Origin of the sequence: Primorskyibacter sp. S87 (genome assembly GCF_049801055.1) — a bacterium.
In the GTDB taxonomy this organism is placed as follows: Bacteria; Pseudomonadota; Alphaproteobacteria; order Rhodobacterales; family Rhodobacteraceae; genus JBNAGF01.
This window is the reverse complement of sequence record NZ_JBNAGF010000012.1, coordinates 14,567-37,093: the sequence shown is the minus strand read 5'-3', so window position 1 is coordinate 37,093 and position 22,527 is coordinate 14,567. Positions and strand designations below refer to the sequence as shown.

At 60.4% G+C, this 22,527-nt stretch carries 16 protein-coding genes; 7 read left to right on the top strand and 9 right to left on the bottom strand.

Annotated features, from left to right (window positions below):
• Positions 1-12 precede the first annotated feature (12 nt).
• Genes napA through ACP15U_RS17675 form a run of 6 tightly spaced genes read left to right on the top strand, consistent with a single transcriptional unit; the run spans position 13 to position 5,766 of the window.
• Positions 13-2,493, top strand: coding sequence for a nitrate reductase catalytic subunit NapA (napA, locus tag ACP15U_RS17700; RefSeq protein ID WP_425046487.1), 2,481 nt, complete (start codon positions 13-15; stop codon positions 2,491-2,493).
• A 23-nt stretch (positions 2,494-2,516) separates the two neighbouring features.
• On the top strand, positions 2,517-3,371 hold the full coding sequence (gene napG, locus ACP15U_RS17695; protein WP_425046486.1) for a ferredoxin-type protein NapG: 855 nt from the start codon (positions 2,517-2,519) through the stop codon (positions 3,369-3,371).
• Positions 3,368-4,291 (top strand): quinol dehydrogenase ferredoxin subunit NapH, encoded by a 924-nt coding sequence (gene napH, locus ACP15U_RS17690; RefSeq protein ID WP_425046485.1) that lies wholly within the window; start codon positions 3,368-3,370, stop codon positions 4,289-4,291. The genes napG and napH overlap by 4 nt, the downstream gene beginning before the upstream one ends.
• 20 nt (positions 4,292-4,311) lie before the next feature.
• Entirely contained in the window at positions 4,312-4,746 is a 435-nt protein-coding gene (locus ACP15U_RS17685) for a nitrate reductase cytochrome c-type subunit (protein WP_425046484.1), read from the top strand.
• Positions 4,747-4,778: 32 nt separating this feature from the next.
• Positions 4,779-5,504 (top strand): NapC/NirT family cytochrome c, encoded by a 726-nt coding sequence (locus tag ACP15U_RS17680; protein ID WP_425046483.1) that lies wholly within the window; start codon positions 4,779-4,781, stop codon positions 5,502-5,504.
• A 4-nt stretch (positions 5,505-5,508) separates the two neighbouring features.
• Complete coding sequence (locus ACP15U_RS17675) at positions 5,509-5,766, top strand: hypothetical protein (protein WP_425046482.1); 258 nt, start codon at positions 5,509-5,511, stop codon at positions 5,764-5,766.
• A gap of 226 nt (positions 5,767-5,992) precedes the next feature.
• Here the strand turns inward: ACP15U_RS17675 and ACP15U_RS17670 are convergent, their stop codons facing one another.
• The 5 genes from ACP15U_RS17670 to ACP15U_RS17650 form a co-directional block, all read right to left on the bottom strand.
• The gene (locus ACP15U_RS17670) at positions 5,993-7,408 is read right to left on the bottom strand and encodes an FAD-binding oxidoreductase (protein WP_425046481.1); all 1,416 of its coding nucleotides are present in this window, start codon (positions 7,406-7,408) and stop codon (positions 5,993-5,995) included.
• A 127-nt stretch (positions 7,409-7,535) separates the two neighbouring features.
• Positions 7,536-7,793 (bottom strand): DUF4242 domain-containing protein, encoded by a 258-nt coding sequence (locus tag ACP15U_RS17665; protein WP_425046480.1) that lies wholly within the window; start codon positions 7,791-7,793, stop codon positions 7,536-7,538.
• Between the two features lie 42 nt (positions 7,794-7,835).
• Positions 7,836-11,444, bottom strand: coding sequence for an AAA family ATPase (locus tag ACP15U_RS17660; protein WP_425046479.1), 3,609 nt, complete (start codon positions 11,442-11,444; stop codon positions 7,836-7,838).
• Between the two features lie 50 nt (positions 11,445-11,494).
• Positions 11,495-12,559: a hypothetical protein gene (locus ACP15U_RS17655; RefSeq protein ID WP_425046478.1), complete on the bottom strand. Its 1,065-nt coding sequence runs from the start codon at positions 12,557-12,559 to the stop codon at positions 11,495-11,497.
• A 63-nt stretch (positions 12,560-12,622) separates the two neighbouring features.
• Positions 12,623-14,563, bottom strand: coding sequence for a tetratricopeptide repeat protein (locus ACP15U_RS17650; protein WP_425046477.1), 1,941 nt, complete (start codon positions 14,561-14,563; stop codon positions 12,623-12,625).
• Between the two features lie 301 nt (positions 14,564-14,864).
• Here ACP15U_RS17650 and ACP15U_RS17645 point away from each other — a divergent pair, with 301 nt between their 5' ends.
• The gene (locus ACP15U_RS17645; RefSeq protein WP_425046476.1) at positions 14,865-16,223 is read left to right on the top strand and encodes a S8 family serine peptidase; all 1,359 of its coding nucleotides are present in this window, start codon (positions 14,865-14,867) and stop codon (positions 16,221-16,223) included.
• A gap of 15 nt (positions 16,224-16,238) precedes the next feature.
• On the opposite strand, the gene ACP15U_RS17640 is transcribed toward ACP15U_RS17645, so the two are convergent.
• The 4 genes from ACP15U_RS17640 to glpD all read right to left on the bottom strand — a co-directional run bounded on the left by ACP15U_RS17640 (position 16,239) and on the right by glpD (position 22,407).
• Positions 16,239-17,582 carry an NAD(P)/FAD-dependent oxidoreductase gene (locus ACP15U_RS17640; RefSeq protein WP_425046475.1) on the bottom strand — a complete coding sequence of 448 codons (1,344 nt, stop codon included), beginning with the start codon at positions 17,580-17,582 and terminating at the stop codon, positions 16,239-16,241.
• 10 nt (positions 17,583-17,592) lie between these two features.
• Positions 17,593-18,894, bottom strand: a complete 1,302-nt coding sequence (locus tag ACP15U_RS17635) for an NAD(P)/FAD-dependent oxidoreductase (RefSeq protein ID WP_425046474.1) — start codon at positions 18,892-18,894, stop codon at positions 17,593-17,595.
• Positions 18,895-19,149: 255 nt separating this feature from the next.
• Complete coding sequence (gene glpK, locus ACP15U_RS17630) at positions 19,150-20,664, bottom strand: glycerol kinase GlpK (RefSeq protein ID WP_425046473.1); 1,515 nt, start codon at positions 20,662-20,664, stop codon at positions 19,150-19,152.
• A 135-nt stretch (positions 20,665-20,799) separates the two neighbouring features.
• Positions 20,800-22,407 (bottom strand): glycerol-3-phosphate dehydrogenase, encoded by a 1,608-nt coding sequence (gene glpD, locus ACP15U_RS17625; RefSeq protein ID WP_425046472.1) that lies wholly within the window; start codon positions 22,405-22,407, stop codon positions 20,800-20,802.
• Positions 22,408-22,527: the final 120 nt, after the last annotated feature.

Genomic DNA, 22,527 nt, shown 5'->3' with positions numbered 1-22,527 from the left:
ACTATGGGCGAAATGCGCAGAATTATGGGGTGTGCGAAGTGCTATGCGCAAACCTACACGGGTATTACCCTGCCCAATGCAGCTGCGGCGCAAATCAACGGCCCGGATATCCGCTGGGACAAGGCCGCATGCCGGTTTTGCGGCACCGGGTGTTCCGTTCTGGTCGGCGTCAAGGATGGTCGCGTGGTGGCCACACAGGGCGACCCCAAAGCGCCTGTAAACCGCGGCCTGAACTGCATCAAGGGCTATTTCCTGTCCAAGATCATGTATGGCAAGGACCGCCTGACCACGCCCCTGCTGCGCAAGACCGGTGGTGCCTATGACAAGAACGGTGAGTTCGAACCCATCAGTTGGGACGAGGCCTTCGACATCATGGCCGAGAAATGGAAAGAGGCGCTTGCCAAGAAGGGGCCAACCTCGGTCGGTATGTTCGGCTCGGGCCAGTGGACCGTCTGGGAAGGCTACGCGGCCGCCAAGTTCATGAAGGCGGGTCTGCGCTCGAACAACATCGACCCCAACGCCCGGCACTGCATGGCCTCGGCTGTGGTCGGGTTCATGCGGACCTTCGGCATCGACGAGCCGATGGGTTGCTATGACGACTTTGAACATGCCGATACGTTCGTACTCTGGGGTTCGAACATGGCCGAGATGCACCCGATCCTGTGGTCGCGCCTGACCGATACCCGCCTGACCAAACCGGGCGCCGAGGTGCATGTGCTTTCGACATTCGAGCACCGGTCCTTCGAACTGGCCGACAACGGCATGATCTTCACGCCGCAGACCGATCTGGCGATCCTCAACTACATTGCCAACTACATCATCCAGTCCGGTGCGGTGAACGAGGAGTTCGTCAAGAACCACGTCAACTTCACCAAGACGGCAACCGATATCGGCTATGGCCTGCGCCCCGAGAACATTCTGGAACAGGAAGCCGAGAATCCCTCACACGAGGGCAAGCACGGCAAGTTGACGCCGATCACTTTCGAGGAATACGCCGAGGCCGTCAGCGAATACACCCTTGAAAAGGTTTCGGAAATGTCCGGTGTCCCTGCCGTTCAGCTGGAACGGCTGGCCAAGCAGTATGCCGACCCGAACCGCAAGGTAATGTCGCTCTGGACCATGGGGTTCAACCAGCACACCCGCGGGTCGTGGGTGAACTCGCTGATGTATAACGTGCACCTTCTGGTCGGGAAAATCTCGGAACCGGGCAACTCGCCCTTCTCGCTGACCGGGCAACCGTCAGCCTGCGGAACCGCCCGCGAGGTTGGCACCTTTGCCCACCGCCTGCCCGCCGACATGGTGGTCATGAACGAGGCGCATCGCGATCTGGCCGAAGAAAAGTGGATGCTGCCCAAGGGCACCATTCCGCCCAAGCCCGGTTTCCACGCTGTTCTTCAACACCGCAAACTGAAAGACGGAGATCTTAACGCCTATTGGGTACAGTGCACCAACAACATGCAGGCTGCACCCAACCTGAATGAGGAAGGCTGGCCAGGGTATCGCAACCCCGAAAACTTCATCGTCGTTTCCGATCCCTACCCGACCGTGACGGCTCTGGCCGCCGACCTGATCCTGCCGACCGCCATGTGGGTCGAAAAGGAAGGCGCCTACGGCAATGCCGAACGCCGCACCCAGTTCTGGCGTCAGCAGGTCAACGCGCCGGGCGAAGCCAAGTCGGATGTCTGGCAGGTGATGGAATTCTCCAAACGGTTCAAGGTCGAAGAGGTCTGGCCGGAAGAGTTGATTGCCCAGAAACCCGAATATCGCGGCAAGACCCTGTTCGAGATCCTGTTCGAGAACGGCAAGGTTAACAAATACCCGCTGTCCGAAACCGCCGAGGGCTTTGCCAACGACGAGTCCGAGGATTTTGGCTTCTATGTTCAGAAGGGCCTGTTCGAGGAATATGCCGATTTCGGCCGCGGCAAGGCACACGATCTGGCCGAGTTCGAAGTCTATCACAAGGCCCGCGGCCTGCGCTGGCCTGTCGTCGATGGCAAGGAAACGCTCTACCGCTTCCGCGAGGGATATGACCCCTATGTCGAAAAGGGCAAGGGCGTGCAGTTCTACGGCAAGAAGGACGGCAAGGCGAACATCATCTTTGCCCCCTACGAGGCGCCGCCGGAAGTGCCGGACGAGGAATACAACCTGTGGCTGGTCACCGGCCGGGTGCTGGAGCACTGGCACTCCGGTTCGATGACCCGCCGTGTCCCGGAACTGCACCGGTCTTACCCGAGCGCCGTGGTCTACATGCACCCCGACGACGCCAAGGAGCGCGGGCTGCGCCGCGGTCAGGAGATCGAACTGGCCACCCGCCGCGGCACGGTGCTCAGCCGGGTCGAAACCCGCGGACGCAACAAGATGCCCAAGGGGGTCGTGTTCATGCCGTGGTTCGACGAAGGACAGCTGACCAACAAGCTGACACTGGATGCGACCTGCCCGCTCTCGAAAGAGACCGACTTCAAGAAATGCGCCTGCAAGGTGCAGCGCGCCTGACCTGAAGCAAGCAAGGAAAACCCATGTCCGTCCCGAACCGCAAACCAAGGCCGATGGACCGGCGCCGTTTCCTGCAGGATACGGCCCGGGGTGTTGCCGGGTGCGCGGTGGCGGGCATGGGACTGGCCCACATCGTATCGGATGCGCGCGCCCTGCCCGCTCAGGCAATTCGCCCGCCCGGAGCAATCGACGAAGACCAGTTTCTCGCCGCTTGTATCCGGTGCGGCCTGTGCGTGCGCGACTGCCCCTATGACACGCTGAAACTGGCCGAGCTTGGCTATGACGGCCCGGCCACCGGCACCCCGTACTTCACCGCCCGCGACATTCCCTGCGAGATGTGTGATGACATCCCGTGTGTTGCCGCCTGCCCGACCGGTGCGCTCGACAAGGGGCTTACCAATATCGACGATGCCGACATGGGTGTGGCGGTGCTGATAGACGAAGAAAACTGTCTCAACGCGCTCGGGCTGCGCTGCGACGTCTGCTATCGGGTCTGCCCGGTGATCGACGAAGCGATCACGCTGGAACGCTCGCACAATGAACGCTCGGGCGCCCATGCGATTTTCATGCCCACGGTGCATGCTGACAAATGCACCGGCTGCGGCAAATGCGAAAAATCCTGCGTTCTGCCAGAAGCCTCCGCAATCAAGATCCTGCCCCGCCGCCTTGCCCGCGCCGATGCGGCAGATCACTACAAACTGGGTTGGGAAGACCAGAACCCGCTTGTGGATGAACTGATCGATCTGCCCGACCGCCTACCCGGCCCGGGCACCGACAACCTTGTGGCGCCGGGCGGATACCTGCCGGAGGGCATGCCAGATTCGTCGATGGAAGGCGGTTTCACACCCGGTTTTAAACTTCCGGGGGCGGGTCAATGAGCAGCAAGGTTCAAACACCGGTCGGACAGGAAGCCGTCGAAAAGTTCGGCTGGTGGCGGGCGCATCGCTTTCTGCTGTTGCGCCGGACCACGCAGGTGTTCTTCCTCGCAATCTTTCTGATCGGCCCCTGGTTCGGCATCTGGTGGGTCAAGGGCAACCTGTCCGGCTCTCTCACATTCGGCTTTCTGCCCCTGACAGACCCGTTCATCACCGTGCAATCCATTCTCGGCGGGCATTGGCCCGAGCTGACGGCACTGATCGGCGCAGGGATCGTCGGTGTTGCTTATGCGCTGATCGGCGGTCGGGTCTATTGTTCGTGGGTCTGCCCAATCAATCCTGTCACCGATGGAGCTCACTGGCTGCATGACAAACTCGGCCTGCAAAAGGGCTGGCAGCCGAAATCGGGCACCCGCTACTGGGTGCTGGCAATGGTGCTTGTTGTTTCAGCATTGACGGGCACCGTTGCATGGGAATTCGTGAATCCGATCAGCATGTTGCATCGCGGACTAATATTCGGAATGGGGTTTGCCTGGGCCTTTGTGGCGTCGGTGTTCCTGTTCGATCTATTTGTGTCGCGCAGGGGCTGGTGCGGGCATCTCTGCCCTGTGGGCAGCTTCTATGGGCTGCTGGGTCAGAAATCGGCCCTGCGGGTGTCGGCCGGCAAACGCGCGGCCTGTGACGATTGCATGGACTGTTTCGCCGTCTGCCCCGAGATGCAGGTCATCTCGCCCGCCTTGCGGGGGTCCGATGCGGACACCCCCCTCATTCTTTCGCCGGACTGCACCAATTGCGGTCGCTGCATCGACGTCTGCGCACAGGACGTCTTTTCCTTTACCCACCGTTTCGACGACACGCCCGCACCGGGCCGTGACGCCCGAGCACGAACTCAACCTGCAACCAGGGCCAACGCCGCCGCCTGAGCAAGACACGGAGTAAAACCATGAAAATGCAAGCCAAATTCAGCGCCATCGCCGCCGCGGTACTGTTGAGCGCAAGCTTTGCCATCGCCCAGTCGGCGCCGGTCCAAACCCTGCGCGGAACCCAGATCGACGATATCAACGTGGTCGAAGACCTGTTTCATCAGGACAAAAAGCGGTTTCCCCGCAACTACCGACAGCAACCGCCGCTGGTGCCCCACTCGATCGACCAGTACCAGATCGACCTCAAGGCCAACCGCTGCCTGAGCTGTCACGACTGGACAGTCGCAGGTGAGCGCAACGCGCCGACGCTGTCGATGACGCACTACCTTGACCGCGAAGGCAACCAGCTGGATCAGGTCGCCGGCACCCGCTGGTTCTGCAACCAATGCCATGTTCCGCAGGTGGATGCCCCGGCGCTGGTGGACAACACATTCGAAGCCTCGAGCGGCAACTGAGCCCCGAGTGATCGCGAGCAAGGAATGAGACAATGACAGAAAATAACAACTCCGCCGCGCACCAAGGGTTCTTTCGCCGCATCTGGAACTGGTTCTGGACCCCTTCCGGTGTGCTCAGCGTCGGATTTACACTGATCGTCGGCTTTCTGGCCGGTATCCTGTTCTGGGGTGCCTTCAACTGGTCGATGGAAATGACCAACACCGAAGAATTCTGCACCGGTTGCCACACCATGGAAACCAATCTGGGCGAGTATCGCGAAACGATCCACTACAACAATCGCTCGGGTGTCCGCGCGATCTGTTCGGATTGCCACGTTCCGAAAGAATGGAACCACAAGGTCAAAGCCAAGGTGATGGCGGTCAAGGACGTCTATCACGAGCTGATGGGCACGATCGACACGGCGGAAAAATACGAAAGCCACCGTTTGCAGATGGCTGCCCAAACCTGGACCAAGATGAAACAATCCGACAGCCGGGAATGCCGGAACTGCCACAAGTTCGACTATATGGACTTTACGGTTCAGGAAGGTCGTGCCGCATCCGAACACCAGCGCGCGCTTGACAACAACATGACCTGTATCGACTGCCATCAGGGCATCGCGCACCGGTTGCCCGAAGGATATCAGGAAGAATACAAGCGTGTTGTGGATGAGCTGGGCCTGAGCCCCAAATCCGAGCCGCAGAAAGACGCCATGATCGATCTCGACGGCATCCGCGGATATCTCAACCAGAACTCAAAAGAAAACCCCGGAGGCTGATCCCATGCTAAATCTTCTGGGCACAATTGCCGGCAACATCCTCAGCCTTCCGGGTATTCTTGGCCTTGCGCTTGGCCTGACCACCCGGAACATCTTTCTCGCCGCAGCGATGGGCGGACTGGTCGGGCTGGCCGAGACACTCCTGTTCGCAGGCTTTGATATGAGCCAGATCGAGTTTCTGGATCTGTTCATCGCCATTGGCGTCGGCCTGCTGGCAGGCAGCGTTGGCTGCGCCATCCGCATCAAGGGCACGACCGTCTGACAGATTGTTCAGCGGTGGTTCACCGCGGGCCAGAGGCCAGCGTGCGACCGCCTGCGGCGCGCGAGTCTCGGGAAAATCGCGCTCCCATCCGGGGGCGCGTTTTTTTGGCTGATCGGCCGGATCGTTGCGCCGAAGGACTGACGAGACTGACGCCGCCAGTGACCACGCCTTGCATTTATGGGCGGATTGCGGCTCGGGCCGGCATCGCCTCCGGCCGGCCAGCGGATCATCCGGGTTGGATATTGTGGTTCAGCCGAAAGAAATTCTCGGGATCGTATTTCGATTTCACCTGGACCAGCCGCTTCATGTTTTCCCCGTAAACGCCTGAAACCCTGTCCACTTCGTCTGCCGGCATGAAGTTCACATACACACTTCCGGTGGAATATGGCTCCATGCTGGAAAACAGGTCACGCGCCCAGCCGATACAGACCGCATCCTTGCCCGGATCCTCCCAGCGGGTATGTACATTCATGATGAAATGCGCACGGCGCTCCGGATAGGCGGTTTCGGTGTTTCCAACACGCGCCATCTTGCCGCCGACATGCGCGATGAAGACCTCGCAGGCCGGATCCGGCAGGCTGTCGATCGCTGCCAGCAATGTATCGATGGCCGGCCCGGGAAGTTCTCTGAAATCATGGCTTTTCCAATAGTTCCGCGCACCGGGCGTCAGAAGCGGATCGAATGCAGATTGCCAGTCGACGAAATCATGCGGCGAGATCACATCCACTATCGGAGTCCCCAGCGCCCTCAGATCGGCCATCGCGGCCTCTCCGTCGGACAGCGGACCGGCATAACAGGCCGCAAAGATCAGAACCTCGCGCCCGTGCCATTCCTCGGGCAGGAACGGGAGCGGCGGCGCCTTGCGCATGACGGTCCAGACCGTCAGTTCCTCGGGCGCATTGTCGGCGATGGTGGCGAACTCGCGCAAGAGCCCCGGCGCATCGGCGATCGGGTGTACAACCAGCCCCGACAGGACCTGCGGCCCAAGCGCGTGCAGCATGAACTCGAACGAGGTGACCACTCCGAAATTTCCGCCACCGCCCCGAAGCGCCCAGAACAGATCGGGGTTCTCGTTTTTCGAGGCCGTCACGATCTCACCCTTTGCTGTCACGACCTCGGCCGACAGCAAATTGTCGATGGTCATCCCGAACTTGCGCGTTGTCCAGCCAAAGCCTCCGCCAAGGGTTAGCCCGGCCACGCCGGTGGTGGAGTTGATCCCCAGCGGCACCGTCAGGTTATGGGACTGAGTTTCGCGATCCAGATCGCCGAGCAACGCGCCCGGCTCCACCCTCGCCCGCTTGGTCCCGGGGTCCACGTGAACGGAACGCATCCGGGACAGATCCAGCAGCAAAGCATCATCGGCGACTGCGTGTCCGGCAATCTGGTGCCCGCCAGATTTGACCGCCATCAGCAAACCGTTCCTGCGGGCAAAATTCACCGCCTTCTGAACGTCGCTGGTGCCTAGTGCCTGAATGACCAGACCGGGCTTGCGATCCACCATTCCGTTCCAGATTGTCCGCGCGGCATCGTAATCAGCCGAACCGGGAACCAGCACGTTTCCCCGCAGGGATACGTCAAGCAACTCAATCACGTCCTGATCAACAGCGACCATGCCGCCGTCCAGTCCATTCATGTCTTTCATGGGTCTGTCCTTCCCTTAAAGGAAGGTTTCCGCCAGCCTGCCCTGAAATTCATCCGAGCCGAGAACCGGTTAATCCGGATTCAGCCGGCGTTCTTTGTGCGGCGCCGGAATTGCGCGCCGGATCTGTTCAGGCGAAGACGCCGGGATCGATCTTGTCGACCGGTGTAATCACATCGGCCGGTATCTCTAGCCGTTCGGCGGCACGTCGAAGCGCGTCTTCGTCGGGAGCCTCATAGAGGCAATAGGATTTGCGTTTGTCCGCACTCAAAAAGGAAAAGATCCACTCAATTCCTTCTTCGTCATTGATTTCCCGGATGTGGGCCTTGCCGTCATCGGTCAGCTCAAGCCGCTCGGCAAAGTGCCGTTCGATAATAAATCTGGGCATGAACCTCTCCTGCTGTGCTGCAATGCAGACAGATCCTGCAATTCAATTCACATGATCCATAAGCCTTGCCCCTAGGGAAATCATACCCAATTCCTGACAAATTTCCAATGCTTCTGCTTCCAGCACCAGGGCATGTTCGGCATCCTCCCGCCTGCCACGGCGGCGCAAGGCAGTTGCGTAATCGGCTTTGCTGTGGGTAATCCAAGGCCTTGCCCGCATCGCCTGATCCAGTTTCAGCGCGGTTTCAAAGTGCGTTTCCGCCCGGTTCCAATCCCCCAGCAACGCGGCCAACCCGCCCAGTTTGCGCCCGGCAGCGCCATTGCAGACCGTTGTTACCCCGGCCGTAATCGTCAGTTCGGCATAAGGCGCCAGCAACTCGTAGATGGTCTGGGCATGGGCTTCGTTGCCCACTGCAATACAGATATCGGCCAGATAGGACAGCGTTGTGGAATAGATCGCGTCGAGCGGCAGATCAAAACCGGTTGCAGCCACCTCGTGCAGGATCCGTTCGGCTGCCTCGGTATATCCCAGTTCCGAGGCGATCACGCCGAACCCGGGCTTCCATGTCATGTCGTCGGGATTGTCATCTATCAGCTTGCGAATGACCGGGGCCACCTCGCCCAGCCGCGCCTGTTCGCGCCGGATGGTGAACATCTGCACGCCGAACACGCCCTCTACGTGTTGCCCATGCGTGCGCCGCCCGATCTTCAGCGCCTTGTTGGCAAACCGCTCGGCGGAGTCGAAGTCGCCGTCGAGTATGGCCATCATGGCGTGCGCGTGTGTCTCGACCCAGAACAGTTGCGGGTGGCGATCGGCGTCGGCAACTTCGCTCAGCAGCCCGAGGTAATACTCCCACTGTCCGCGATCCCCCATCTCGGCCGAAACGAAGAGGCTGATGGCACGATCCCGCCCCCGGTCCAGATTTCCGAGCTTTTCGGCAAGCGCCTGCAACTGTTGCAATCTCTTGCGCCAATCCCGCACCTCTTCGTCCGTGCGCGCGACCGCCGGGACGAAAAACCGGGCCATGTGAACCGAGAACTGGGCCTTGATGTCACCCAGTCGCTGGGCAAGGCTCAGCGCCTTCCCGCTATAGCCTACGCTTTCGGCGAATTCTCCGGCATGCATCATGCTGCGGGCAAGCTGGCTCATGATCCGGCAGCGCCGCGCCTCGTCGGCTTCTGGCAAACCGGCAAGCGCCTCCTGACAAAGCGCATTGGCCATATCCAGATGTTCGTGAGCCAACAGCCCGGCTTCGGTCAAATAGAATGCCGCATCAGCGAACAACTCGGGCTTTGCGGCTGCTTTTGCTTGCGTGCAGCTGTCGATCAGAATGGCAATCGACTCGGGCAGCCGACCAATGGCTTCGTAGCTGCGCCCGACAAGGATCTGGGCTGCGATGATTTCCTCGCCATCCGGACGGCCCAGCAACTCGGCCGCTTTCAGCATCTCCGTGGAGTTGGCGACGGCCTCTTCGGTCGCATTTCGAGACAAAGCCTTTTCGGATGCGGCTTTCCAGCAATCATAGGCCTGCGCATGGTCACCCGCTTCGGTCAGATGATGCGCAACCAATTCGGGCTGGCGTTCGATATCGGCCCGGCGGACGGCCAGCAGGGCCCGGGCCACGCCGGCATGCTGGGCCTTTCTGGTTGTGGACAGCATCGACTGATAGGCGGTGTCCCGGATCAGCGCGTGGCGAAAAACGAAATGCCCGCGGTTGTGACCGCTTTCGAACAGCAAACCCGATCGCCGAAGTTCCTCGAGGCTGTCGGCAGTGTCCTCGGCGCTGCGGCCCATCGCAATGCGCAGTAGTTCCGGCTCAAATTCGCGCCCCATCACCGAGGCGGTCAGTGCCACCTGCTTGGCATTTTCGGAAACAGCATCAAGCCGGGCCATCAAGACTCCCTGCAAAGAGGATGGCACGCCCCCCGCTTCCTGCCCTCCGGCAAAGATCGCGCGGGTCACCTCTTCGATAAAGAGCGGCACACCGTCAGTCTTGGCGACGATTTGTTCGACCAGATTGTCGTCCGGAGTTTTGCCCGAGACCTGCTCGATCAGATCTGCCACCTGTTCCACATCGAACCGCCGCAGGCGCAGGGTCTGGATCTGCGCCTCGCCCTCGGGCCAGTCATGGGACCATTCTGGCCGGTGCGTGATCAACACCATCAGCGGCAGGTCCGAACAGATTGCAACGATCCGGTCCAGCAGTGCCTTGGACGACGGATCAAGCCAATGCGCATCCTCGACCAGCAAAAGAACCGGCTTGACCGCTGCCCGTGCCTTGATCACGTCAATCAGAGCGCCGGTGGTCAGTTCACGCTGTTCCTGCGGCGACAGAGCCAAAATGGCACGAGCTTCGGCGCTGCCCGGCGCCACCAAAGCGGCATAGACGGGCAGCATGTGATCGACATCGACCCCGGCCCGACTCTCCAGCAGCGCACGAACCCGCGCGAGCATTGCATTATCCGTGTCACTGGGCTGAATACCGGCATCGCGGGCGATACGTTCTGCAACCGGATGAAACGGGCTGCTGGCAAGATAAGGGACGCAGTTCAACCGGATGATATCTGTCGCCGACGAATCCACGTCCTCGACAAGAAACTCTTCGGTCAGGCGCGATTTTCCGATCCCGGCCTCGCCGATCAGCAAAACCACTTCGCCCCGGCCCGCACGCGCATGTTGCCATGCCTGTTCCAGCAAGCCCTTTTCGTGAAGCCGACCCACCATCGACCCGCGCTGATCCGGCTGATGCTGGGCCCGGAACCGACTTTCCGCCTCGCGTTCGCGCTCGACCTTCACCAGTGCACGGGGGCGGCTGAAGCCCTTCAGCGAGATCTCTCCCAGCGGTGAGAACTCAAAGATCCGGCCCAGTGCGGCCTCGGCTTCGTCCTGCGGCAGAACGAGGCTGTTGGGCGGAGTGTGTTCCTGTATGCGTGCGGCCAGATTGATAACTGGCCCGGTGATCGCCCCTTCTTCGCGGGTGTTCTCGCCGACGATGTCGCCAACCACCACCAAACCGCTGGCCACGCCGATCCTTGCCGCAAGCGGTTGGCCATCCGGCGCGGTGATGTTCTGCACCCGGCGCAACGCCTCCAGCCCCGACTTGATGGCGCGATAGGCGTGATCCTCATAGGCGCGTGGCCATCCAAAGAAGATCAGCAGGCCGTCGCCGAGATACTTGGCCACGTAGCCGCCATAACGACTGACTTCACCCGCAACCGTGTCCTGATAGCGTTGCAGCAACGCGCGCATCTCTTCCGGGTCGAACCTGTTGGTCATTTCGGTAGATCCGACCAGATCCGCAAACAAAACCGTCAGATGCCGCCGCTCCGCTGCAGCCGCGGCCGTGTCTTGCCCAGAGGGAGCATCAAAAGCCCCCGCATCGGGCGGTTCTGTTGGGGTGTTCCCCTCTGGTTCGTCAGGCAGATCCCGACCTGTCTCCGATCCGGCCGCCTTGGCGCCGGACAGGCGTCCGATGGCGTCAAGCAGGATCCGACGGTGGCCGAGACTGACCCCGAGTTCTTTCAGATCCTCGCCTGTGAGCAGGGGCAAGGCCCGCAGATCGACATCGTTTTTAGCAAAGACATCCGCGTATTGGCCCAGCCCGAGATCGTCCAGCCAATTGTCGACATCCCGGCTCATGGGGTCCAGCATGATCGCGCGCTCCGATTTTCTCAAGCGTTCGGTGGCTCAAGGCTCCTCGTCTATTCCCAACCGATCCATTCCTGACGGGCCTTCTCCATCAGTTTGCCACCGCCCACATCCAGAACCGAGGGGCAGGTCTTCATCACTTCCAGCCCTTTGATAGCCACGAACCGGCCGGCCTCGCTGTCCGAGGGGTAATGCACCCCAAGAACCTCGCGGTTGCGGGCAATCCGTGTGGCCATGTCATGCAGCGCATTCCGTGTCAGCGCGTTGTGCGTTGTCCGCATGATATGCCCGCCGCCGGCATCCAGCATCACCGTGTCGAGACACAGCGCGATCAGCCACGCCTCGGTTGCATGGGCGCTGGGATAGCTGGCGTGCTGCGGCACATCGATCGGAGGCAGCAGGCTCGGCTGCAACTGCGAGGGGCGTGGGCGGTCGAACTGTTTCTTATAATAGAACGCCATGAATTGCGCAGCCACCAACGCGTGATGGCACAGCCGGTAGGTCGCGGGATGCGACAGATAGGTAAACGGAACGATACCCTGGAAATACCCGATAACGGTATCCCGCTGTTGCAGCGCCTCGTCCATTACCCCATCGCGGTGTTCGATCAGCCCGACCAGTTCGATCAATTCGTCTTCCTGCTTGTAGACCTCTCCGCCAAGGACCGACGCGAAATCGGTTTCGAAACCCGGACCCGGCGCAGGGGCCGGAAGGTTGACGGTTTGCCAGTCTAGCGTGCCGCTGTTGTTAGCGTCTTGCGCAGCAAACTCGGACAAGAACGCAATTGCTTCATTGCCCGGAGACCAGTCTTTGAACGGGGCCTTGTTGTAGTGATGGAAAATCGCGTGCAACCGCTTCGGGACACCTGCCGCGGTAGCGGCGACGGGCGTTGTCGCAGGCCATTGATTTCCGGCCCACCACCAGTTTGCCGCGTCTCCGGTTTTTCCCCCTTCTGGCAAGGTATGGGGCGAGATCCCTATCCCCAGATAGGTCGGGCTGCCGCCATATCCGCCCCGTGCGTCACGGGCATCACGGGCGTCCCTTGCATCACGGGCATCGCGCGCATCCCTTGCGTCGCGGGCATCAAAAGCGCCAATCGGGCCACTTGACTTATTCATGATCAATCCTCCTTAATTCAATGACTTGCAGGCAGGTATTCAAGTCTCGTCGGAGGTACGTATTCACGCCGGGGCGCCGGCCTCCAGTAAACGGTCACTGAACAGGTCTGCCGTCTTGGGATCCCGGTAGTGACGATGAGCGGCGCGATATGTCGCCACCGAGAAATCCGGTTCGAGTTCCAATAGCCGCCGGACCGATTGCCGTGCCTCCTCCGGCTGCCCCGCTGCCGTATGGGCCACCGCCAATGTCCGCAGCACGCTGGTGTATCGCGGGTTCTCGATCTGGCTGCGGGTCAGCCACTGGATCGCTTCGGAATAGTGGCCGGCATCGTAGTGGACAGTGCCGAGGAAGGCGAAGAAAACAAAAAGCCGCTGGTCGAATGGCGACAGCCGCAAGGCGCGTTCAGCAGCCGATATGGCCTCGTCGGTGCGGCCGAGGCTCGACAATGTGATCGAGGACAACAGCCATGCCGTCGAGCTGGACGGGTCGGCATGTCGCGCCCGGTCCAGATATTCGATGGCAGTTTCAAAATCCCCGAACAGATAGGATTGAATATGCCCGTATGTGGCCAAGGCCAGCGCGTTGCGCTCATCGATCTTGATCGCCCGGCGGGCCAGTTCCGCCGCTTCCTGCGCCTCTTTGCGCGGGTTCTCGGACCAACCCTGCCCGATATTCAGGCTATGCCAGCGAGCTGCCCAGGCCAGTGGGGCCGGAAACTCGGGATCGAGCGTGACGGCACGATCGAGATGCGCCCGGGCAAGATCAAACTCGCTGCGTTCCAGACTTCCCATCAAGTCCAGCGCCCTGAGGTAACAGTCATAAGCTGTGAACGAGGACGGCCGCTTGCGCGAGACCCGTCTCCGTTCAGCAGCCCGCAATCCCGGCAGCAAGTGGATCAAGGCCGCTTCGACTATTTCGTCCTGTAGTTCGAACATGTCCTCGCAATGGAAGTCGCGTTTCAGACTGGTCACCACCTGACCTGACCCCGTATCCAGAAGCTCGGCGTTCACCCTGATCCTCTGCCCGTGCCGCCGCAGGGCACCGGTGATGAGATAGCCGACGGACAGGGCTTCGCCGATGGCCTTGGGGTCAATGTCTTGCCGGGCAAAGGCCAGCGTGGATGACCGTGAAATCACTGTCAGATCGCCTTGGTGAGACAGCAGCGCCGCGATGTCCTCGACAACACCGGAGGCGAAATAGTCATCTTCGGCATCGCCGCCAAGATTGGAAAACGGCATCACCGCCACCGACGGAAGCCGCGATGGCAGGGCCGGCTTTTGCAGCAGGGCTCGGCCGTCGACCACCAGCTCGAACGCCTGCACCACTCCACCCAGCTTGGGCAATTCCAGCGCCCCAAGGTCGCGGGTCGGAAACTCTGTCTCCGAGGAAATCCGATCAAGCACGGCGCGGGTCAAAATGACGCCGCCGGGCGCCCCGAACTCCTGCAAGCGGGCGGCTATGTTGACCCCGTCGCCCAGCAGATCGTTGCCATCCTGCAAAACGGCGCAGTAATTCAACGATACCCTAAGCGCGAGCCCCTGCCGCCGCTGCCGCGCGCGTATCTGCAGATCACGGCCCCATCTGAGAGCAGCGTCGGCATTTTCGAAAGTGGCAAGAATGCCATCGCCGGTGCTTTTCACCAACATGCCGTCGTGCGACCGGAGCAGCGGGATCACCACGTCTTCGCGCAGCTCGGTCCACCGGAAAAAGGTGCCCTCTTCGTCTTCGTGCATCAGGGCGGAGAAACCAACCACGTCCACGAAACAGACACAGAGCGGACGTCGTCCCGTGCGAGCATCGGCTTTGCTCGGGCGGGTTTCTGCCGCGGCACCGGCCTCGGCATCAAGCAGGTTCAAACCGCGCGAAACCGCTCCCTGTTTTGCATCTGCGTCTTTTTCCGGTCTTAACTCTGCGTCGCCGGCTGCCGCAAATTTCGGCGTCTCGTCATGCAAAACGGGGGGTGATTTCGGGTTTGTCCGATCCGTGTGAGAAATATCACTCATCGTCCCCATGCACCCTTGTCCGTGCATTATGTGTCGATTCGCGGTAAAAGTTAATCAAGCGAAGCGCGCATGGCGGGTCCGTAGCGACAGAACTGCCGGGGCGGGATGGTTTTTCCCGTCAAGCGTGAGGGTTGGCCGGCAACCAGCGGGGCGCCATCCCCGGCCGTTTGGCAGCCTGCGGTTGCGCATTGCAGGACGAAACAAATCTGAGAATTTTCCGCCCCGGTTTTCCGGGCCGATCCGTCATTTCATTTACCGTTGCCGGGCCATAATCCCGGACGCAGCACGCGGAGGGACAGACATGTCATTCAAGATGTTTCTTTTTGATCAGAGTCAGGCTCGGCTACGTGCCAATCTGGAAACCGTCGACCTAACGGTCACGGACTTTTCGCCGGATCCGTCAATTGGCATTCCCCCTCTCGTCAACCCCTGGACCCCGGTGGATCAGAACGGCAACGCCCTGCCCATGCCGCCCAACGCAGGAGGGTATGGTTACGAGTTCATCTATGACACCCGGGCCCAAGCCCGCATCTTTCTCGACAAGTTTCGTCAGCACCTGATCGACGAAGGCACCCCTGAACTGGAACGGATCTATGGTGTCGGACTGACGGCATTGCCCTTTACCGCTGCCCATCGGAACCAGCACTGGTGCGCCGGCCGAGGACGCGGGGTGCGGTTTGGCACACGCCGGATGGCACGGCAGGTCATAGGGGCAGACTCTCTCGACAGCGAAAGCCTGACCGGTAACAAGGTCAAGGTTTTCATCGTCGATCAGGGCATTAACAAAATCCATCTTGAGTCCATGGGTGGCACGTTCGGCGGCGGCCTCGACTGGGAGGTGGACGGCGTATTCCGTAAGGCCGGTCAGGCCGACTGGCCCTATACGCCGGCGCGGCGGGAACACACGGCGATGCTGCTCAGGTCTGTTCTTGATCTTGCTCCGAACGCAGAAATCTATGATTTGCCGGTTCTGCCTGCGCGGATCACCGACATAAAGACATTCACGACCGATACCTTGTTCGCCTTTTGGATCATGAAATGGATGATGGAATTCATCGAAGGTCCATGGGTCGTGCTGAGCGCGTGGGGGCTGGTCAATCGTTTTGCTGAAACCCTCCACGGAGAGTATTCAAACAACCCGCTGCACCAATTGAACTATCTGCATGGTCTGATCGGACAATCCCATGACGTGATTTTTGCCGCCGGCAACAGCGGACAGTTTTGCGCCGACCCTCGTGCGTCGGGATATGACCGTGGGCCGGGACGCAGCATCTTTGGTGCCAACGGCCATCCGAAAGTCACATCGGTCGGCGCGGTCCGTCCCGACCGGGTCTGGATTGGGGCCTCCTCGCAAGGGCCGGGACCGGCCGGGCTCAACCCCGGCGGAGATCCGCCGGAGAAGCCCGATTTCTGCACACCATCGTGGTTTGCAGAAGATGTCGACCGGTCGTTGCGCTCGACCGGCACCTCGGCAGCGGCAGGACTGGCCGCCGGTGCGGTGGCAGCCCTGCGCGAAAAGTGGAAGCCCGCAACAGTCGACCCGGCAGCCCTGCGCGCGACGCTGCGCAACACTGCAAGAAAAGTTGATGGCAGCAACTGGAATGGCCGGACCGGCGCCGGGGTTCTTGATCTGGGCGCAGCAATCTCCGAATTGCCCTGACGGGCTGCGACAGGATCAAAACCTGTCGGTCAGACGGTACCACGCAAAGGCCGGTGGCAGTGACCATCGCCGGAACCGGCCAAGTTCAAAGGCCGGCAGCTTTCGCTGCATCAACGACGGATGAGCCATCGCGCCCGTTCGGGACGGCCCCCGCCCCAGCGCCAGATCCGCGATCAGCGCACCGGTATACGGCGCCATCGCGACGCCGCCGCCATGATAGGCAAACCCTGCCCAGATATTGTCATGCAACTGACCTGCAAAGGGCAGCAGATCCCGGGTCATGCAGATCAGGCCCGACCAAAAATGTGTTGTCTCCACGTTGCGCCACGCCGGAAAGATTCGGTCGAAATCGGCCCGCGCCCGCGCCTTGGTGCGCCCAAATTCGGTCTCGCTGGAACGCACCGATCCGCGCAGGCCGAACAACATCCGGTTGTCGGGCATCAGTCGGAAATAGTGCAGCAATGTCCGCGTATCCACCAGCATCTGCCGCGAGGTCCAGCCCTGCGCAGCACGCTCGGCTTCGGTCAGCGGACGGGTCACAAGAATGTTGGACTGTACCGGCAGATAGCGCCCGGCAAGCCCCGGCGGGACATCGTCACTGCCATAGCCATTGGTAGCGACCAGCAGTTTCTTTGCCCGGACCTGCCCCCGCGGCGTGCGCAGCAGAATGCCACCGGTCTGCTCCACCGCCGTGACCGGCGTGTTGGAAAACAACCTTACCCCTGCCCGTTCCGCCGCGCCGGTCAACCCCAGCACGAATTTCATCGGGTTGAGGGCAAATCCGATCGGTAAATGTGCGGCAGCGTGGAACTCGGGGCTGGCCAGCCCATGGGACGCCAGCGCATCCCTGTCGACGAACTGGTAGGATAACCCATATCGCTCCCGATAATGCTCGCCATAGGCTTTCACATCTGCAACCGCGCGTTCGGAATGGGCAACATAGGTATAGCCGTCGGAATGACGGTCGACGTCGAGTTCGTATCTGTCCAGATACTCTTCGACCAGATCCACCGCCGCCCGCTCCGCGTCAAAGAACAGCTGGGCATCCGCCCTGCCAAATCGGCGAATAACCGCGCCGTCGTCAAGCTTGGCGCTACCGACCGATACCAGCCCACCATTGCGCCCAGACGCCCCCCAACCCGGGGTCTGCGCGTCAAGCAGCACCACATCGGCCCCGGCATCCGCCAGCCTCAACGCGGCCGACAGCCCGGTATACCCGCCACCGATGATTGCAAATTCGGTTGAAATTTCACCTTCGAGCTGCGGGAAGACCGGCTTGGGCTCTGTAACGGTTTCATCCCAGAACCTGTCGCGGATCGGGCGATCACCATAAGCCAGCGGTTCATAGATGCGCTTCAACGCGGATACCTCACAGCTTGTCGCGCAAAGAGAACCACAACATGCCCAACACCATCAACGGGGATCGCAGCGCGGTTCCACCGGGAAAACGCGGGCTGGGCACGCGGGCCATCACGTCGAACCGTTCGGCCTGCCCGGCGATCGCCTCGGCCGCGATCTGGCCAGACAATGTTGCCATTCCAACGCCGTGTCCGGAAAACCCCGACAGCGACAGGATGTTGCCTGACAGACGCTCGTAATGCGGCATCCGGTTCAGGGTGATCCCCAAAGTTCCGCCCCAGGCATAATCGATCCGTATGCCCTTGAGCTGCGGGTAGATCTCCTCCATCGGACTGCGCACGGCACCCGCAATATCTGAGGGGAACTTGTAGCGATAGCTCTCGGTCCCGCCAAATAGCAGCCGGTGATCGTCGGAAAAGCGGAAGTAGTTGATCACAAACTTGCTGTCGGCCACGGCATGGTTGTTGCGGATCAGCTCTTCCTGTTCTTCCGGGGCCATCGGTTCGGTGGCCACGATATAGTTGTTGATCGGCATGACTCGTGCCGCAACTTTCGTATTCATGCGGCCCAGATAGCCGTTGCAGCCCAGAACCACGTGACCCGCCGATATCTCGGCCCCAGCGGTGCGGACAGTAGCGGGATCGCCTTCTTCGACACCGGTGACCTTGGAGCGTTCAAAAATCCGAACACCCGCCTCCTGCGCCATTCGTGCAAGGCCAAAGGCGAACTCCAGCGGGTGGATATGCCCGGCGCCCATGTCGATCGTGCCACCGTGGTAAGCCGGGGAATTCACCAGATGGCGACATTCCTCCCGATCGAGAAAACGGATCTTGTCATAGCCGTATTCCTCGTTGAGCTTGCGGGCGTAATCCCGGCTATGCGCCACAAAGCCCGGCTTGTGATCGGTGTGAATGATCCCGTCATGGAATTCAGCGTTAACCTTGTCGGACTTCGACAAATCGCGCACCAGCTCGACGGATTGCGTGGCGATCTTCCACAAGGCCCGGGCATGTTCCGGGCCGACCATCTGCTCAAGCTCTTCCTGATCCAGTCGTTGGCCCTGCCCGACCTGCCCGCCATTCCGGCCTGACGCGCCAAAACCGACACGCTGTGCATCCAGCAGGATCACGTCATAGCCGCGCCGGGCAAGATGCAAGGCCGTGGACAGTCCCATGAACCCGGCCCCGATCACGCAAACGTCGCTTGTCAAGCCGCCTGCAGCTTGCGGAAACGGGTCAAGATGCTGCGCCGAAGCCGCATAGTAGGAGTTCGGATAGGCGCCGGGCCGATCGTTTGCGGTAAGCAGATCCATCGTGCATTTCCTTGTTTCGTCACGGATCTCAGGCCATATTCCTGTGCCGTTTCAGGATCCGAGTCTCGATTTCCACATGGGATCGCATTTTTTGATCATATTAAAGGGGGATTTAACGTCAAAGCGCGCGATTCCCTTGTAATTGCCATCCTTCGCGCTGATTTTTCGGATTTTCGCCGCTGCCTCTTGCGATCACCGATTTTGGAAAATCCGATCAAACGAAATGAAACACCGCCAGTTGCGCCCAGAAATCGGTCACACAGACAGAGTGGCGGCCACAGCCTTTTGCCATCGGGCATACCTGTCTTCTTTCCGGGCCGTATCCATCTGCGGTGAAAACCGCCGCTCACGGGCCCAGCCCGACGCAAAACCATCCATGTCAGAGTAGATCCCCGCCTGCATCCCGGCCAGCCACGCGGCCCCGAGCGCAGTCGTTTCCAGCACCGCCGGTCGGTCAACTTCGGCTCCCAGAATATCCGATAGAAACTGCATCGCCCAATCCGAGGCGCTCATTCCGCCATCTACTCTCAGAACAGCGTCGACCTCATCGCCGGGCTGTGCGCTCAACGCCTCATGCGCGGCCCAGTCCGCGCGCATCGCCTCCAACAGATCCCGGGTCTGGAAACCGACACTTTCAAGCGCGGCGCGGGCAAATTCCGCCGGACCGGAATTTCGGGTCAACCCATAGACCGCCCCGCGGCAATCGGCATTCCAATAGGGTGCTCCCAGCCCCACGAAGGCCGGCACAAGCACCAGATCCTGCGCCGGGTCTGCGGCCTCGGCCAGTTGATGTGTCTCCTTCGCGGATGCGATCACTTTCAGACCATCCCGCAACCATTGCACCACCGCCCCGGCCACGAATATGGACCCTTCAAGCGCATAGGTCGGCTTGCCGTTCAATTGATAGCCGATGGTGGTCAACAGACGGTTCTGAGACTTCACCGGTGTGCCACCGGTGTTCAGCAACGCAAAACAGCCGGTGCCATACGTCGATTTCATCATGCCCGGGCGGAAACAGGCCTGGCCGACCGTTGCAGCCTGCTGATCACCCGCCACCCCGGTGATACGAATGGCGCCTCCCAAAAGCTCCGGTTCGGTGGTGCCATAGTCCCCGGCGCAATCTCTCACTTCGGGCAACATGCTCATCGGCACGTTCAGCAAATCGCAGATCTCGGACGACCAAGCCCCTTCGCGGATGTCATACAGCAGCGTTCGCGCAGCGTTGGTTGCATCGGTGGCATGCACCCTGCCCCCGGTCAGCTTCCAGATCAGGTAGCTGTCGACCGTTCCGAACAGCAGATCCCCGGTCTCGGCCCGTTCCCGCACCCCGTCGACGTTGTCCAAAATCCAAGCAAGCTTGGTGCCGGAGAAATAGGGATCCAGCAGCAGCCCGGTGCGTTCTGACACCATTTGCTCGTGCCCCGCCTCGCGCAGTTGGCGGCACAGATCGCTGGTGCGCCTGTCTTGCCAGACAATCGCGTTGTGGACGGTCTTACCAGAGACCCGATCCCAGACCAGAGTGGTTTCGCGCTGATTGGTGATGCCGATAGCTGCGATTTTCCGTGTCGAAAGATCGGCTTTCTTCATGACTTCGAGGCAACTGTACAGGGTCGTCTCCCACAAATCCGCCGGATCATGTTCAACCCACCCCGATGCCGGGTAGTGCTGTGGAAACTCGCGCTGCGCCACTGCCGAAACTTTCATCTCTGCATCAAACAAGATGGCCCGCGACGACGTCGTGCCCTGATCAATGGCAAGAATATGCGTCATGTATCAATCCGTTCCGTATCAATTCCGTTTCGGACATTGGACAGCAAAGTCGCCTGTCGCGGCAAGCCCGCGGTCATGATTTTTCAGATCAACCCTGCATCGCTGCGCATCAATCCCGCACGAATGTCACCACCTTTACAGAGCCGGTTTCGAGGGCCTGGCCCGGGACCGCATCCATTCGTCGATCTCGGAAATTTCCTCGGCACTCAGCCGAAGGCCCAGCTTGCTTCGCCGCCAGACCACATCATCGGCCCGGCGGGCAAACTCATGGTCCATGAGCCAGAGCAGTTCTCGCTCGGAAAGCGTGCCACCGAACATGCGCCCAAGATCGTCGATGCTGGCCGCATCACCAAGCATCGCGGCTGCTTCCGTGCCATAAGACCGGATCAGGCGTGCTGCCCAAGCATTTGTAAGAAAGCTATATTTCTGCCTGATGCCACTGGTCAGAATCGAAACATCGCCGACAGAGAAATCACCTCCCGGCAGCGGTGCCCCAGCGGTCCAATTCGTCGGCAAAGCCGGGAAATGGCGCCCGATTTCAGTCATCGCACTTTCGGCCAGACGGCGATATGTGGTGATCTTGCCGCCAAACACGTTAAGCAGCGGCGCACCTTCGTCTGCTTCCACCTTCAAGGTATAGTCTCGCGTTGCTGCGGTGGCGCTTCCGGCGCCGTCGTCATGCAGGGGGCGCACGCCGGAATATGTCCAGACGATATCGTCGCGCGTGACCGGCTGACTAAAATACTGCGAGGCAAAGGTGCACAAGTAATCCTGTTCGGATTCAGTACAGACCGGAGGCTGGAAGGGATCGCCATGATCCTCATCAGTGGTGCCAATCAGGGTGAAATCATTCTCGTAATGTATTGCAAATATTATTCTTCCATCCTCACCCTGAAAAAAATAGGCCTTGTCGTGGTCGAACAATTTGCGTGTCACGATATGGCTGCCGCGCACCAGCCGCACACCGTCCCGCGACGGGGCGTGAACGCGGTTTTGGATCACGTCCCCGACCCAAGGGCCACCTGCATTGACGAGATATCGCGCCTCAACCTGCCGCTCTTCTCCGGTGTCGGTCTCGCGCAGGCTGATCCGCCAGAGGTCGCCGGCCCGCGTGGCCGAGACAACTTCGGTCCGGGTCATGATCTGCGCACCCAGCCGCCCCGCATCCCGCGCGTTCAAAATAACCAGCCGCGCGTCATCGACCCAGCAGTCCGAGTATTCATAGGCTTTCTGGTATTTTTCTTGTAAAACAGTGCCTTCAGCGGCTGTTTTCAAGTCAATCGAGGCCGTTCCCGGCAGGATCTTTCGCCCACCAAGCTGATCATAAAGGAACAGCCCCATTCGGATCATCCAGGCTGGACGCCGACCCCGCATCCACGGCATAAACAGGCCCAAAAGCCGAGAAGCGGGTGTTTCTGCATCAAACCGCATGTCCTCGTGTATTGGCAGCACAAAGCGCATCGGCCAGCTAATGTGCGGCATCGCTTGCAGCAGGACTTCACGTTCAACCAAAGCCTCGCGCACCAGACGCACCTCAAAATACTCAAGATACCGCAATCCGCCGTGAAACAGCTTGGTCGACGCCGATGACGTGGCCGAAGCCAGATCGCCCCGCTCGGCCAGCATCACTGACAGACCCCGACCTGCTGCATCGCGGGCAATTCCGCACCCATTTACGCCGCCGCCAATGATGAACAGGTCCGTGATGCTGCTTCCGTTACCGGAGTTCGACGTTGAAGACATGAGACGATTTCCTTGGGTGTTCAATATCCGCCGGCCGTCGGCCGGCATCCATGATGCGCGACTCAAAATTCGATTACCATCTTTTATTTTCGTTTTTGTTCGAATAGCAAGAGAAGTAAC

Excerpts from the sequence above, each read along its gene's own strand:
- napA (WP_425046487.1), top strand. The coding sequence starts at position 13 with ATGCGCAGAATTATGGGGTGTGCGAAGTGCTATGCGCAAACCTACACG.
- napG (WP_425046486.1), top strand. The coding sequence starts at position 2,517 with ATGTCCGTCCCGAACCGCAAACCAAGGCCGATGGACCGGCGCCGTTTC.
- napH (WP_425046485.1), top strand. The coding sequence starts at position 3,368 with ATGAGCAGCAAGGTTCAAACACCGGTCGGACAGGAAGCCGTCGAAAAG.
- ACP15U_RS17685 (WP_425046484.1), top strand. The coding sequence starts at position 4,312 with ATGAAAATGCAAGCCAAATTCAGCGCCATCGCCGCCGCGGTACTGTTG.
- ACP15U_RS17680 (WP_425046483.1), top strand. The coding sequence starts at position 4,779 with ATGACAGAAAATAACAACTCCGCCGCGCACCAAGGGTTCTTTCGCCGC.
- ACP15U_RS17675 (WP_425046482.1), top strand. The coding sequence starts at position 5,509 with ATGCTAAATCTTCTGGGCACAATTGCCGGCAACATCCTCAGCCTTCCG.
- ACP15U_RS17670 (WP_425046481.1), bottom strand. The coding sequence starts at position 7,408 with ATGAAAGACATGAATGGACTGGACGGCGGCATGGTCGCTGTTGATCAG.
- ACP15U_RS17665 (WP_425046480.1), bottom strand. The coding sequence starts at position 7,793 with ATGCCCAGATTTATTATCGAACGGCACTTTGCCGAGCGGCTTGAGCTG.
- ACP15U_RS17660 (WP_425046479.1), bottom strand. The coding sequence starts at position 11,444 with ATGCTGGACCCCATGAGCCGGGATGTCGACAATTGGCTGGACGATCTC.
- ACP15U_RS17655 (WP_425046478.1), bottom strand. The coding sequence starts at position 12,559 with ATGAATAAGTCAAGTGGCCCGATTGGCGCTTTTGATGCCCGCGACGCA.
- ACP15U_RS17650 (WP_425046477.1), bottom strand. The coding sequence starts at position 14,563 with ATGAGTGATATTTCTCACACGGATCGGACAAACCCGAAATCACCCCCC.
- ACP15U_RS17645 (WP_425046476.1), top strand. The coding sequence starts at position 14,865 with ATGTCATTCAAGATGTTTCTTTTTGATCAGAGTCAGGCTCGGCTACGT.
- ACP15U_RS17635 (WP_425046474.1), bottom strand. The coding sequence starts at position 18,894 with ATGGATCTGCTTACCGCAAACGATCGGCCCGGCGCCTATCCGAACTCC.
- glpK (WP_425046473.1), bottom strand. The coding sequence starts at position 20,664 with ATGACGCATATTCTTGCCATTGATCAGGGCACGACGTCGTCGCGGGCC.
- glpD (WP_425046472.1), bottom strand. The coding sequence starts at position 22,407 with ATGTCTTCAACGTCGAACTCCGGTAACGGAAGCAGCATCACGGACCTG.